Genomic DNA, 12,437 nt, shown 5'->3' on the forward strand with positions numbered 1-12,437 from the left:
GCTGCGCTTTGTGGCTGGGCGAATAGCGCCACTTGAGGTCGGCTTATGGCTGAAAGCAGACCTATTGTAGCGTCCGCTAACGACCCAGAGCGGCCCTTCTTTTTCTACTAGTTGAGATCTACCTTACGCCATCTTTTCGTATATTTCATGCCCAAGAAATTAGCCCACGTCCACAGGAAAACCAACGGGAGGGCCACTATCGCAAACCCATACGTGTTCAGAAGGAACGGGAGAAGGATCATAAGTGCAGAGAGAAAACTAGCACTCAGAAACGCCTTCGCATGGGTAAGGGCCCAGCTCCAGAAGCTCGCTACGCAGCCGAAGATCGCACCCAATAACAGCGCACAAACCGCGATAAAACTAACAGGAGCTTGCGCAAGAAAGCCTGTATAGACATAAATCAGCAGCACATGGCTGATCAAAAAAGTTGCGAGAAAAACTACAAAGGAGCGCATGTGTGAGTTAACTATCAGCAGGTATTCCAATCGGGTTGCGCCATTTCGGCAGCGAAGCAACTGAACGTCCGCTATTGGCCGATTGTGGTGAAAAACTCGGCTAGGTTGAACGCTGGATAGAAACCTGGGCAGGCTCGACTGATCAGAACAGGCGCTATCGAACGATCTTGAAGGTGTTGGACCTCCAGGGCGTGCTAAAACTGTTGCCCTCTTACTTTTTCACCAAAATAGGCCGAAAGCAGACGTCAGTCAGGGACGTGCGCGCTACGAACGTCCTTATTTCATTAGGAAGTCGTCGGGCTTCTTACCGTTGGCTACCGCTTCTGCCATCCACCTTGGCTGACGGCCGCGGCCTGTCCAGGTTTGCGAAGTGTCCTTGGGGTTTTGATACTTCGCGTCTACCTTCTTGCCGGTTGCCTTCTTTGCCTTCGCCCCTCCATTGCCGAGCAGCTCTTCCACGGAGACGCCGGCGTCTTTGGCAATAGCAAGAATCTGCTCGCGTGCTTTCTGCACGTCCTGTTGCTGACGATCCTTGATTGCTCTTTCCACGTCGTGCTGCAGGCCTTTTAGCTCGCCTAAGGTGTAACCAGCCAAGTCAATTTTCGCCATCTGTAAGCCTTTCGTCGTGTGTGGTTGTGTCTAGTCGATTCTACTATGCGCCGCGGCACCAAGTTTTATTTACGAAAGTGCCCATGAATGGGCGCCGCACTGAGACTAGCCCATAGGAGAAAATCCATCCTCACCCAATGAGGAGGACGTATGGATGCGAGCGCCGGGAGCACAAGACGTCGAGACCCATGGAACAAAGGACGACTAATCGGTCAAAAGTTACCGTTGAAGCTCAAGGAGATCTGGGCGATCAGGATAAGGTTACAGTTAGCCGAGCGTTTGAGAGATCTGGCGCTTTTCAACTTGGCGATCGACAGTAAGCTTCGCGGCTGCGACCTGGTAAGTCTCCGCGTGAAGGATGTCGCACAAGGCCAAAGCATCTTCCATCGTGCCATCGTCATGCAACAAAAGACGCAAAGGCCTGTTCAGTTCGAGATTACCGAGCAGACTCGTCAGTCAGTGCTCAGTTGGATCAATCATCGAAAGCTGACGTCTAGCCAGCATCTGTTTCCCAGTCGAGTGATCGATGCAGGTCATCTGTCGACTCGTCAGTACGCACGCATCTTGTCAAGTTGGGTCAAATCTATCGGTCTGGACGCGACGGCGTACGGCACGCACACTATGCGGCGTACGAAGGCGACGTTGATCTATCGGCGGACAAAAAACCTCCGCGCCGTTCAGTTACTTCTCGGGCATACTAAGCTAGAGAGCACGGTTCGCTACCTGGGCATCGAAGTCGATGACGCCTTGGAGATTGCTGAGCAAACTGAGGTTTAATGTATGAGGCCCACGTAGATGGGCCTTGGGTCCGCTATCGGCCAGTTGCGGAAGTTCGTCAAGGCTGAGTGTATGGTCCAAGTTGCTTGAGGCGAGTACAGGTGTGTGGGACGTTCTACATCATATTCAGGCCACGTCCGCCGCGCTTTGCCGCATATAAAACCGTATCGGCGCGCTGCAATAGGCTCTTCGACGTATCCTCGTGGCTGAGTTCGGCAATGCCGGCAGAAAAACTGTATTTTACTCCGGCAAGCTCAACCGTAACATCCGCGTGCGCAATCGCTTGTCTTACCCTGGACAGTGCACATGATGCGTCCGCAAGACTGGTATCGGGGAAAATGATCAAAAACTCATCGCCTCCTATGCGGCTGATAGTGTCGGCGGGTCGCATATGGCACCGCATTTTATCTGCAAGATGTTTAAGAACGTGATCGCCCATCTGGTGACCATGAGTATCATTTACTTCCTTGAAATCGTCTAGGTCAATCAAACCTACACACAGCGAACGATGCCCCAGGCGAGCGGCTTGAATTTCCTTAGGCAGCCAATCGAGTGCATAACGACGGTTAAAAAGACCGGTCAGGGAGTCCGTATTGGCGTGCACAAGTGCAGTGTCGCGCGCTTGCCTCAATGTTCGCTCAGTCGTCTTTAACTCGGTAATATCGGTGGCAACAACCATTACATGCCCATCAGCGTGCGTCGACTCGACGACCCAAAGCCATCGGCCGTCAAACAGGTCTGACTCGAACGTTCGCACTGAGGCGGCGCGGCGTTTTCGTTGAACGCGACTAAGCCAAGCGCCAATGTCATCGTCCGCAATGATCAGTCCTTTCCTTTTAGCATGGCAATTTCGCATAAGTCCTTCCCACGTTAGGGAGTCAACGACTGGGACTGCAAGCATGCTACGGAAAGCTGAATTTGCGTAAAGCATTACGTCTTGGGAATCAAATAGCGCTACTCCCTGTACGCTCTCATCAAAACATGCCAATAAGGTGTGCTCTGTGGTATCACTCATATCACTTATATTGCTAGGAGTTTAATCGGCTGCGGTCTTTATCTTGCATTGCTAACAGCCGAGCCCAAAGGACGATCAGGAACCTACTTCGAGTCGGTGCCGATGTAGAGGCTGGAAAAGAGGTTCATGGTTACTGAATCGTGATGCGATAATTCTTCCAAGAAATTATTATCGTTGAAATGTGTGCACGCTGCCATACGCAAGTGTTGTTGTCGGGAGCAGTTTTGGCAGAAACGGCGAACCATATCGTTCATTATGAGGCTCTCGGTCAGCTCCAGTTCGAGCGGTGGCGGCGCGATGTCGGCGTGTTTTAACGCATGGGCGGTGAGTGCAGTGAAATTCGAGTGTTGTAACTGCAGGGCAGACAGGTTGACCACTATGTTCAGCCGCGGCGCTTCCTTCCGGTCTTATTCTGTGGCCTTAAAAATCTAAAACGCACTCGATGTGCTGTTTAGACCGACCCGGGCCGATGCCGTGATGGTTTGTCATTGGCAGCAGATTGCGTCAGTCGCAAAAAATTCGCGAGGAATGTCTCTGCTGGCAGAGCTCGACTTATGAGGTAACCCTGGATGCTGTCACACTCCGTGCTTTCTAAAGCCTCGCGCTGTTCAGTCGTCTCGATGCCTTCGCAGATCACATGCAGATCCAGCGACTTGGCCAAAGCGATAATACCTTTCACTAGCTTTAGCGCCCCATTGTCGACGGCCAGGCCAGTGACGAATGATCGGTCAATTTTGATTGCCGTCACGGGTAGCAGACGGATGTAGGCCAGGTTTGAGTAACCAGTACCAAAGTCATCAAGCGCGATACGAAAGCCCTTCTGTTTTAGAGTACCCAGGATTTGCGACATTACGTCGAAGTCCTGCGCGAGCATGCTTTCGGTCACCTCCAGCTTGATTGAGCTTGGACTCACACCGTGCCGCTTGATCGCTTGCGTCATCATCTCGGGCAGGTCGTGGCTGGCCAGCTGGCGGACCGACACATTAACCGAGATCTTGAGCGAGAATCCTTCGTCTTGCCATTGACGAAGTTGACGACATGCCTCGTTGAACACCCAGGCTCCCATCTCGATGATGAGTGGTGATTCCTCGGCGATGTCGAGAAAGGCTGCTGGGCTGAGCAATCCAAATTCAGGGTGCTGCCATCTCACCAAGGCTTCGGCGCCAACGACGCTGTTGTCCCGCAAACTCACTTGCGGCTGGTAGTGCAACAGGAACTGGCCGTTCTCAAGCGCGTAAAGCATGTCCTGCCTCAGACGGTGACGCCTGCGATTCCAGTCGCTCACACGACCGTCGTAGACGCTCGTCGAGTGCCGACCGTTGGCTTTGGAACGGTACATGGCGGTGTCGGCCTGGCTGAGCAGTTCGTCTGCCGTGACCGCGCCACCATGGGCTAACGCAATGCCGATACTTGCCCCGATAGTGATATCCCGGCCATTGACTTGGATCGGCGCGGCAATGGCCTCGAGTATCTGCGCGGCGAGGGCGCGTGCATGCATCTCATCGCTACCCGAGACAATCATGACGAACTCATCCCCGCTGATTCGTGCTGGGACACTCGTGTCGGACGCAAACCTTATCAGTCGGTTGCCGATCGTCTCCAGGACATCATCGCCTGCCGCATGACCGAAGGCGTCGTTGACTTCCTTGAAGTGATCCAGGTCAATAAAGACGACCGCTACGGCTTCTCCTGCCTCAGCACCCATGCGAAGCCTGCGTATAAGCGATGCGATACATGCGCTGCGGTTTGGCAAACCCGTAAGCGAGTCGTGCGTGGCAGCATAGACGAGCGCGATTTCATGTTCCTTGCGAGACGTAATGTCCATGAAGAAAACCGTCAGCCCATCCGCTGCAGGATACGCTCTGGCTTCCAGCCATTTCCCCAATGGGGCAAAGAAGGTTTCGCACCGGCCGAACTGTTGGGTACGCATCGCATCATGATAAGTTTGGTAGAAAACCGAGTCGACTGCTTCCGGAAATTCATCCCATATGTTCTTACCGACGATATCCTCTGGTCGCCTGTCCAGCCACTCGCCAGCCTGGACGTTCATGTACGTGCAAGTCCAGTTACGATCGAGTGAGTAGCAGCCTTCGGTAATACTGTTCAGCACAGACGCTACCTGCGCGCTGGCAAGGAGCGCGGCTTGCTCTGCCTCCTGGCGTGCTGTGACGTCGTGCTGAATGCCGACAAAATGGGTGATGGTGCCGCACTCGCCGGTAACCGGAAACATGTAGAGGTGCGTCCAAAGCAGCCTGCCGTCTTTACGGTAGTTGCGAAACAACGCCTCGCAAGACGTACCGGTGCGAATCGCTTCCGATACGATGACGCGTCCCGGCTGCTCCCGGTCGTCGCTTTGAAGGAGCCGGCAATTTTGGCCAAGGACCTCGTCGGCGGCATAGCCGGTCACCTGCTCGAACGCTGGGTTGACGAAAATGATCGGATTGTCGGGTACCTTTGCATCCGTAATCAATACTGGTGAGCTACTCAGCTGTAGCAATGCACGAAAAAATCTTTCGCTATTTTCGCCTTTGCCGCAGAAATTCATGAACTCTCCTACCTCGTTTCCTTCATCTTACTGCGCTCCCCTTTTCGCTGGCGCCCATGTCGACAGTACAAATAAAATGGCCGAAAGGGGGATTTTTACGATGTGACCCCCTTGATTTAAAACTCTTCCCAATCCGCAGTGGCAACCGCTGCTGCTTTGCGGGGCTTGACGGTCGGGCGGGCAAGGGCCGCACGCGGAGCTTTCACAGCTGGTTTGACTAACTGTGTCACCGGACGCTGTACAGCAGGCGCGGTCACCGTAGATTCGGACATGTCGAGTTTGAACACACTCACCACTTCAGCCAAGTGCGCTGCTTGCTCCTGCATCGCTCCAGATGCCGCGGCCGCTTCTTCAACCAGGGCTGCATTCTGCTGCGTGACCTGATCCATCTGTGCGACGGCCTGATTGATCTGGTCAATGCCCATGGTCTGCTCCTGGCTGGCCGAGGAAATCTCAGCCATGATGTTTGTCACATGTTGAACGCTTTCCACAATCTCGTTCATCGTGGCGCCCGCGTCAGCGACCAGCTTGCTGCCGGTCTCGACTTTCTCGACCGAGTTACCGATAAGCAGCTTGATCTCCTTGGCGGCGCTGGCTGAACGCTGCGCCAGCGTGCGCACTTCCGACGCAACGACTGCAAAGCCCCTGCCCTGTTCGCCCGCCCGCGCTGCTTCAACGGCGGCGTTCAGCGCCAGGATATTGGTCTGGAAGGCGATGCCGTCGATGACCGTGATGATGTCTACGATCTTCTTCGCCGAATCGTTGATCTGCTCCATCGTTCCGACTACTTCATGGATCACGGTCCCACCCTTTACGGCCACTGCCGATGCTTTCGCCGCGAGAGTGTTGGCCTCGCGAGCGTTCTCAGCGTTTTCCTTGACCGTCGAGGTCAGCTCTTCCATTGACGAGGCAGTTTCCTCGAGCGAGCTGGCCTGTTGCTCGGTGCGCGAGGACAGATCCAGGCTGCCGGCTGCGACTTGGGCAGACGCCGTTGCAATCGCATCGGTGCCCGTACGAACCTGGCCGACGATTGTCACCAGGCTATCGCGCATCTGCTTCATGGCGAACAGCATGCTCGACTGGTCAGTTGGCCTGGTCGTGATCATGACGTTCAGATCGCCGCCGGCAATCCTGGCCGCGATATTTGACGCTTCGCTTGGCTCGCCGCCGAGCTGGCGGGTCAGGTTACGCGTAATGAGGAAACCCAATGCCGCGCCAATAAGTGCGCTACCGAGAGTGAGCACGATCATCAACGACTTACTCGATTCAAACAGCCGGTTCGCTTCGGCCGAGGCTTCTTTCGCGCGTGCTTCCTTTTGCTTGGACAAGACGGTGAGCATATCGTCCAAAGTGTTGGCATGATTACGCGCTGCAGTCAGGGCAGTACCCAGTTCTTCACCGCGTTGCGGGAGCGGCTCGTTGCTCGCAAGCGCGAGTGTCCGTGTAAGCTCTTGCTGATAAAGGGAAGAAACCGTTTCGAACTCGGCGAAAATACGCTTCGCCTCGTCGCTGACGAAGAGAGGTTTTGCGATGTCGAGATGCTCCTTGATAGCAGACGTGTACTTCTGCATGTTGGCACGGTGCGTGTCACGCTCCTGTTGGGTTGTCGATAATAGGAAAGTCGCCCGTGCCCGCCCGGCATAGATGAGGTTAATGTTGGCTTCCTTAATATGCGACAGGCCGAGCAGCTCCTTCTGATACAGGTCATCCGCCAGATCATCCATGCGGCTCATGTTGAAGATGCCGATGACGGCCACTACAGCACCGATGAGCGCCAGGGCAAGGAAACCAGAAATCAGTTTCGTGCCAACTTTCATATTCGAAAACATTTTATGTGGTCCAAAAATAGAGGAAAAATTATGCGATTTGCTTCTCAGGGTGCCCAAGCAGTTCGACAGACGACATCAGGCGCACGATATCAATCAGGATGAGCATGCGCTCATCCACAGTGCCCAGACCGGTCAGATAATCTGCGCTCAATGCGCTGCCCATGTCAGGCGCCGGCCGGATCTGCTCCGCAGCCAGGTTGGTTACGTCAGACACGCTATCGACCACCATCCCGACGGTTTGCTTGCCGAGATTCAAAACGATGACAACGGTCGTGCTGTCGTAAGTCGAATTGGACAAGGCGAACTTGATACGCATGTCCACGATCGGGACAATCACGCCGCGCAGATTGACGACGCCCTTGATGAAGTCCGGCGCGTTGGCAATGCGCGTTACCGGTTCATATCCACGGATTTCCTGAACAGCCAGGATATCGATGGCATATTCTTCCTGGCCAAGCTTGAAAGCCAACACTTCCCTGCTTGAGTCTTCGGTATTCGAATTCATTTTGAGGTGAGCCGTTGGGTTCGATACCAACGTTTAGAGTGTGCAATCTAGTCATGGTATCGCAGTGTAAGACTTATCCTACAAAACCTTATCCATAAGGCAATGAAATTAACGCTCTTGTTGTCGTCAGGCAACGCTAGTGCTTTTGGTAGAAAGCAGTCGAAGGCCAGTCCAGTGCCCGACGCGGAAGGGTCAGATCCCAACTGGAAAAAAAGCGTTATCGGACCGGAGGAAACATGGATACGCCCGCCCTGTTCTGCGCGGTTTGCGACCATCGGACGCAGTAACCGACACTGATCATGCAACGACGCTGCAATCGAACCGGACGGCAGGAAAAATTAACTGTTGAGATGATAGAGGTCTCAGGTCGGCTGAGATTTATCCGCTGCGTGGCCGGATGGCGCCAGCGGTTCTTTTTTGTTGGGAGTCAAGCAGTCACCTGCTCTACCAAGTCCAGTAACACCTCAACCTTGGCCGGTTTCGTCAGGTGATTATCGAAGCCGGAAGATGCTACTTGCTCTCGCGCCTTCGAATCATTCCAGCCAGTCAAGGCCGCGATATAAAACCCTGCCAGTCATGGGATCTGGCGCAGTGCCATCGCTACTTCGTAGCCGCTCGTATGAGTTGCACGGTTCAGGCAAAAGCTTTGCGAGGTTCGAGTGTGAGACAGCGGTTCGTACCCACGCACTTGGCACATGGTCCAAGACTTAATTTCTGTGAAACGTGCCACTGTGCAGACAGCCCTTTGGAGAACGAGACTCTTCCCCGGCCGTTGTCCTTCGCCGCATATAGTGCCACGTCAGCAGCATCGGCAACCGATTCCATTTCCTCACCGTCGACAGGGAACGCGGCCACACCTATACTGGCGCCAACCGCATGGTTTGGAAGCTTGGGATGTAGTGCCGGCGCGAGGCACGCGATCAGTCGATCGCCTACTTGGCTCGCCTCTCTTGCGCACATATCGCCTTCGATCAAAAGGGCAAACTCATCGCCACCGAGTCGGGCAAGGAACTCGCCGCCGCGCAAGTTACTTTGAAGGCGAGAGGCTACCTCGGCGAGCACCAGGTCACCCACCGTGTGACCCAACGAATCGTTGACCGCTTTGAAGCCGTCAAGGTCGATGGCGAACAAGGTGAAGGGCTTATGCTCTCGCTGGCTTTTCGCGACCAGCCTTCTCGCCCACTGCCCAAAGAAGCGTTTGTTTGGAAGGCCGGTTAGTGAGTCGTGGGAAGCCTCGATTGCCAAGCGATTGGCCAGCTCGTTGTTCTCACGCGCTGACTGAGACATCGAGCGCCAGGTATGGACTGCAAGGCAAACCACGGCCGACAATATCAGCACCAGGATGACTGCTGCGCGTAAGAGCCGATCGTCAAAAGCCCGCATGGCTCGATCCCGCTCGATACGGAGCCGGTCAAGTTCAACCTGGACTGTTCTTCGTGCCTCCCGCATCGTTGCCCGGCCGATACCCTGCAACACGACATACGTGGCGCCGGCATCGTCCTTTCTCTTCTTGAGCAAAATGGTGTGTTCGAGCTCATCGAGCTTCTTTTCGGTCAGTAGCGCCAGCTTGCGAACGCTGTTCAGATAGTCCGCAGACTGGTAGTCATACCGCTCTGCGGTCCTCAGGCTATCGCGCACATTCTGGCGGCCCATGATGTACGGCTCCAGGTAATTTTCGTCGCCCGTGATCAGAAAGCCTCGCTGACCGGTTTCGGCGTCAAGCAGGTTGACCAGGACATTGCGGATATGAATGCGGGCAGCATCGCTTGAACGCAATGCATTCATCGACTGGCGTAGCTCAATCACCTCGCGGACGAAGAAAATGGTGAGGCCGGCGATCAGCGCCAGGGCAACCAATAGAGGGAATGCGCGCTGTTGGAGCTGCAATGCAGGAACGGTGTAAGAAGTAGGCATGATGCAAAGTCCCGAGGGAATCACGCATCTTAAATCACTGTAAGACGAATCCTACAATTTGTTACCGATTCTGTAGAGAAACTCAGCAGTTGTATCCGTGCGGCAACGACAATTGCTATTATCAAGCTAAGCGCTTTGCTCGAGACCCGTTGTGGCTGGCATGCTGCCTTCGTTACCGGTACTACGACAAGCCCGGCAGGAAACTATCTCGCCCCTTAAGTTAATTTTGCACCTGGCAGACAAGTCGAGCGTGCGAGGACCCTCAATAGAGAGTTCTGCTACCGATCAGCCGCGGGGGGAAAACGCGCGGCCTTCGTGATAGTCGCCTCTGTCACTGCACGTGCGACGTCCTCCTGGAACTGAGCGGCACCACTGGCACTATGTGCGCCTTCCGCGCCACGACATGTAGCGACGTTTGCGGCAAGGACAGCAATAACTGAATCTGAAACATGTAGCGACAGCGACCCGCCTTGAGGCAGCGAGATTGGGGTCAGAATGCAGTTAAAACCGATTGACTGAAGCTGTTCAACAGCATTGGTCAAGACGGCAACAGCGATGTCATTGTTCGCAATGGTCATGCGGTAATCGTACAGTGTTACATGTTGTTAAGAGAGAACTACGCAAGCCCATGGTGCGCTGATCTGCTTCGCTTCCGCTTAACCGTTCGCGTCTTCACTATTTCAGGCAGGAACGGCTTCGAAAAGCCCGGGCTCACCCTTTGCAGCTCGTTTTGTATCATCGTCGCTGCTGGGCTATCCTTGGCAATGCCTGACGACGACAGGACGAACCTGAGAGCACACGCACCATAATGTCATGGCTAATGCCATGGCGACTCATGAAGACCCAAGCGGCGATTACGCCCTGTTCCATGTCGAGTTCGATGCCGCGGTCGACAAGACGCTCGAGCATAAGATCGTTTCTTTCCACGAGCGCCATGATAGACCTGATATGTATTTACGCTGCATACTATTCTACATGAGCGCTGATCAGCAATTCTCGCCAATACTCACCTGCAGTGTGTTCCGCGCGTGACAGGCCATTCGAATGCCATTCCCGCTTCCAACACCACTTGCTCACGCCCCCCGCCCTTTGCAGCGTACAAAGCTCGATCTGCGGCTTCGATGAGGGATGTTGCATCGTCGAGCCGGCCAGCGCTGAAACTGGCAATGCCGATCCTAAACGTCACATACGGCCGGACTGCAGTTGGCGTGTGCTCGAGCGCCAACGATGCAATGTATTTCGCGTATAGGGTTGGCAACCGTACGTGCCTTAGCAAGAGAAGTGCCGGACAGCACGGCGGAAAAATCCTTGCCGCCATATCTAGCCCCGACGTCGCCTGCACGCTTGAGCATGGCCGTAAGGGCCTTGGCCACGATGATGAGGCAGCTATCACCCTCCTGATGCCCGAAGTGGTCGTTGTAGGCCTTGAAAGAGCCGATTTGCATGAGAAGCAGCGACAGTTTGGCGCCGGTTCGCCGCGCTCGCTGTAACTCCCTTTCCAGGGTTCGGTCAAAATAACCACGGTTGTACAGGCCCGTAAGCGAATCAATATGCGATTGTGTGCGCAGCGACTCGGCATGCTCGAGCAGCTGGCGTTCGCAGGTCATCATGTCGCTCACATCTCGGATCTCGATCATGCAGTAGCTGGCCTTGCCCTCTTTGAAGGGCGTGACGGTCACCACTCGATCAATCCGATCAATAGCATTGGACGCGAATCGTCCTGGGAGTTTAACGGAGCGCTCACGACAACTGACTACTAACCGCGACTAGAACACGTAAGTGATATTCTATTCTCTTATGTCTGACATCACGACATGCAATTTGATTTATATGCCGCTTTGGAGCAATATGCTCATGTCTCCTCTACTTTCTCCTCCAAGAAAATAGATTATTGCCCGCCCTCCAGCGGGCTTTTTTTTGCGCTCTACTGCTCAATGGCGTTTTCGCCGTTTTATCGACAGCATCTACACTCGGCTGGTGCTAACATACTTCGAGCGCCTAACAAAACCTCTTCCTTGCCAAAATGGCAACAGCTCCAGTAGGCTGATCGCGTAATGAACGTCTGCTACCGTCCAAATAGAAACGAGGTTCTTCCTGATAGGGGTTCGCTACGAGTTGTGAGTGGACGCTACCATAGGTCTACATTCAAAGAGGAACAGAGCCTGTCCACGTAAGTGGACGTTGCGTTCTCTCAAAGAGGCTGCAACCTCGGAGAAAGCGTGTATTCGGTGGTGGAACTCGTCGGCCAGTTCGGCTGGTACCTCTTGAAGACAGTGCAGTGTTGGCTGCTTAGCGTGGCGTCTCGTCATTGCAAAGATCAATTCGACGATTGAGGCTGGATCCTTCGGGTGGGCAGAAAAGATGAAGCCGCGCGCTTGATGGGGGTATGGTCGGGGGTACGCTGAGCTTCAAAACCGACCAGCTCCATCAACCAGGCGAGTTCTCTTTGACGATGTGAATCCCCCTCTCTGCCAAGGCGGCAGGTCCGAAAGCGCCGAGCCGCTCCGCCACTTCGCTTGCCGCATGACCCTGCGCGCCCCTGCCTGACCGCTGCGATCTTGAATTCTTCTGTGTACCGTTTTCCACTCTTGCCTTCTTGTGCCTAATATTATGGCTCTGTCCCGTCCTGAAATCGGTTGTCTAACTTTGCCTTATTCAGGGAGAGCGAGATGGCAACTGAAGGAAAGCGTACCCAGCGCGACTACACGCTGGCTTTTAAACTGGGGGGGGTTGCCTCGGTCGAAAAAGGGGAAATGACCTACGGGCAGGCCCAGAAGAAGTTCGGCAT

Annotated in this window: 13 protein-coding genes; 2 read left to right on the top strand and 11 right to left on the bottom strand. The window is 54.4% G+C overall.

From position 1 onward, the window contains the following. Positions 1-107: 107 nt before the first annotated feature. Both ACFPN5_RS22575 and ACFPN5_RS22580 read right to left on the bottom strand, forming a co-directional pair. Positions 108-485: a hypothetical protein gene (locus tag ACFPN5_RS22575; protein WP_379786081.1), complete on the bottom strand. Its 378-nt coding sequence runs from the start codon at positions 483-485 to the stop codon at positions 108-110. Positions 486-731: 246 nt separating this feature from the next. Beyond that, the gene (locus tag ACFPN5_RS22580; protein WP_379786082.1) at positions 732-1,064 is read right to left on the bottom strand and encodes an H-NS histone family protein; all 333 of its coding nucleotides are present in this window, start codon (positions 1,062-1,064) and stop codon (positions 732-734) included. A gap of 150 nt (positions 1,065-1,214) precedes the next feature. Here ACFPN5_RS22580 and ACFPN5_RS22585 point away from each other — a divergent pair, with 150 nt between their 5' ends. Continuing rightward, positions 1,215-1,841 (top strand): tyrosine-type recombinase/integrase, encoded by a 627-nt coding sequence (locus ACFPN5_RS22585; RefSeq protein WP_379786083.1) that lies wholly within the window; start codon positions 1,215-1,217, stop codon positions 1,839-1,841. A 115-nt stretch (positions 1,842-1,956) separates the two neighbouring features. Here ACFPN5_RS22585 and ACFPN5_RS22590 read toward each other — a convergent pair whose 3' ends face one another. The 7 genes from ACFPN5_RS22590 to ACFPN5_RS22620 all read right to left on the bottom strand — a co-directional run bounded on the left by ACFPN5_RS22590 (position 1,957) and on the right by ACFPN5_RS22620 (position 10,227). Next, positions 1,957-2,856, bottom strand: a complete 900-nt coding sequence (locus ACFPN5_RS22590; protein ID WP_379786084.1) for a GGDEF domain-containing protein — start codon at positions 2,854-2,856, stop codon at positions 1,957-1,959. 83 nt (positions 2,857-2,939) lie between these two features. Then, positions 2,940-3,233 (bottom strand): hypothetical protein, encoded by a 294-nt coding sequence (locus ACFPN5_RS22595; protein ID WP_379786085.1) that lies wholly within the window; start codon positions 3,231-3,233, stop codon positions 2,940-2,942. Positions 3,234-3,307: 74 nt separating this feature from the next. Beyond that, positions 3,308-5,401 carry a putative bifunctional diguanylate cyclase/phosphodiesterase gene (locus tag ACFPN5_RS22600; RefSeq protein WP_379786086.1) on the bottom strand — a complete coding sequence of 698 codons (2,094 nt, stop codon included), beginning with the start codon at positions 5,399-5,401 and terminating at the stop codon, positions 3,308-3,310. 116 nt (positions 5,402-5,517) lie between these two features. Next, on the bottom strand, positions 5,518-7,287 hold the full coding sequence (locus ACFPN5_RS22605) for a methyl-accepting chemotaxis protein (RefSeq protein ID WP_379786087.1): 1,770 nt from the start codon (positions 7,285-7,287) through the stop codon (positions 5,518-5,520). Further along, on the bottom strand, positions 7,259-7,735 hold the full coding sequence (locus ACFPN5_RS22610) for a chemotaxis protein CheW (RefSeq protein ID WP_379786088.1): 477 nt from the start codon (positions 7,733-7,735) through the stop codon (positions 7,259-7,261). The genes ACFPN5_RS22605 and ACFPN5_RS22610 overlap by 29 nt, the downstream gene beginning before the upstream one ends. 633 nt (positions 7,736-8,368) lie before the next feature. Further along, positions 8,369-9,649 (bottom strand): diguanylate cyclase, encoded by a 1,281-nt coding sequence (locus tag ACFPN5_RS22615; RefSeq protein WP_379786089.1) that lies wholly within the window; start codon positions 9,647-9,649, stop codon positions 8,369-8,371. Positions 9,650-9,927: 278 nt separating this feature from the next. After that, on the bottom strand, positions 9,928-10,227 hold the full coding sequence (locus ACFPN5_RS22620) for a hypothetical protein (RefSeq protein WP_379786090.1): 300 nt from the start codon (positions 10,225-10,227) through the stop codon (positions 9,928-9,930). 235 nt (positions 10,228-10,462) lie between these two features. On the opposite strand from ACFPN5_RS22620, the gene ACFPN5_RS22625 reads away from it, so the two are divergent. After that, entirely contained in the window at positions 10,463-10,681 is a 219-nt protein-coding gene (locus tag ACFPN5_RS22625; RefSeq protein WP_379786105.1) for a hypothetical protein, read from the top strand. Here ACFPN5_RS22625 and ACFPN5_RS22630 read toward each other — a convergent pair. Further along, positions 10,656-10,835, bottom strand: coding sequence for a nucleotidyl cyclase domain-containing protein (locus ACFPN5_RS22630; RefSeq protein ID WP_379786091.1), 180 nt, complete (start codon positions 10,833-10,835; stop codon positions 10,656-10,658). The two genes, ACFPN5_RS22625 and ACFPN5_RS22630, sit on opposite strands and share 26 nt — an antisense overlap. Then, on the bottom strand, positions 10,825-11,331 hold the full coding sequence (locus tag ACFPN5_RS22635; protein ID WP_379786092.1) for a diguanylate cyclase domain-containing protein: 507 nt from the start codon (positions 11,329-11,331) through the stop codon (positions 10,825-10,827). The genes ACFPN5_RS22630 and ACFPN5_RS22635 overlap by 11 nt, the downstream gene beginning before the upstream one ends. Positions 11,332-12,437: the final 1,106 nt, after the last annotated feature.

This window comes from Massilia niabensis (genome assembly GCF_042655085.1).
In the GTDB taxonomy this organism is placed as follows: Bacteria; Pseudomonadota; Gammaproteobacteria; order Burkholderiales; family Burkholderiaceae_D; genus Telluria; species Telluria niabensis.

Bases quoted from the DNA above. Each gene is read 5' to 3' on its own strand.
- ACFPN5_RS22625 (WP_379786105.1), top strand. From the start codon at position 10,463: ATGGCTAATGCCATGGCGACTCATGAAGACCCAAGCGGCGATTACGCC.
- ACFPN5_RS22620 (WP_379786090.1), bottom strand. From the start codon at position 10,227: ATGACCATTGCGAACAATGACATCGCTGTTGCCGTCTTGACCAATGCT.
- ACFPN5_RS22585 (WP_379786083.1), top strand. From the start codon at position 1,215: ATGGATGCGAGCGCCGGGAGCACAAGACGTCGAGACCCATGGAACAAA.
- ACFPN5_RS22600 (WP_379786086.1), bottom strand. From the start codon at position 5,401: ATGAATTTCTGCGGCAAAGGCGAAAATAGCGAAAGATTTTTTCGTGCA.
- ACFPN5_RS22580 (WP_379786082.1), bottom strand. From the start codon at position 1,064: ATGGCGAAAATTGACTTGGCTGGTTACACCTTAGGCGAGCTAAAAGGC.
- ACFPN5_RS22610 (WP_379786088.1), bottom strand. From the start codon at position 7,735: ATGAATTCGAATACCGAAGACTCAAGCAGGGAAGTGTTGGCTTTCAAG.
- ACFPN5_RS22590 (WP_379786084.1), bottom strand. From the start codon at position 2,856: ATGAGTGATACCACAGAGCACACCTTATTGGCATGTTTTGATGAGAGC.
- ACFPN5_RS22615 (WP_379786089.1), bottom strand. From the start codon at position 9,649: ATGCCTACTTCTTACACCGTTCCTGCATTGCAGCTCCAACAGCGCGCA.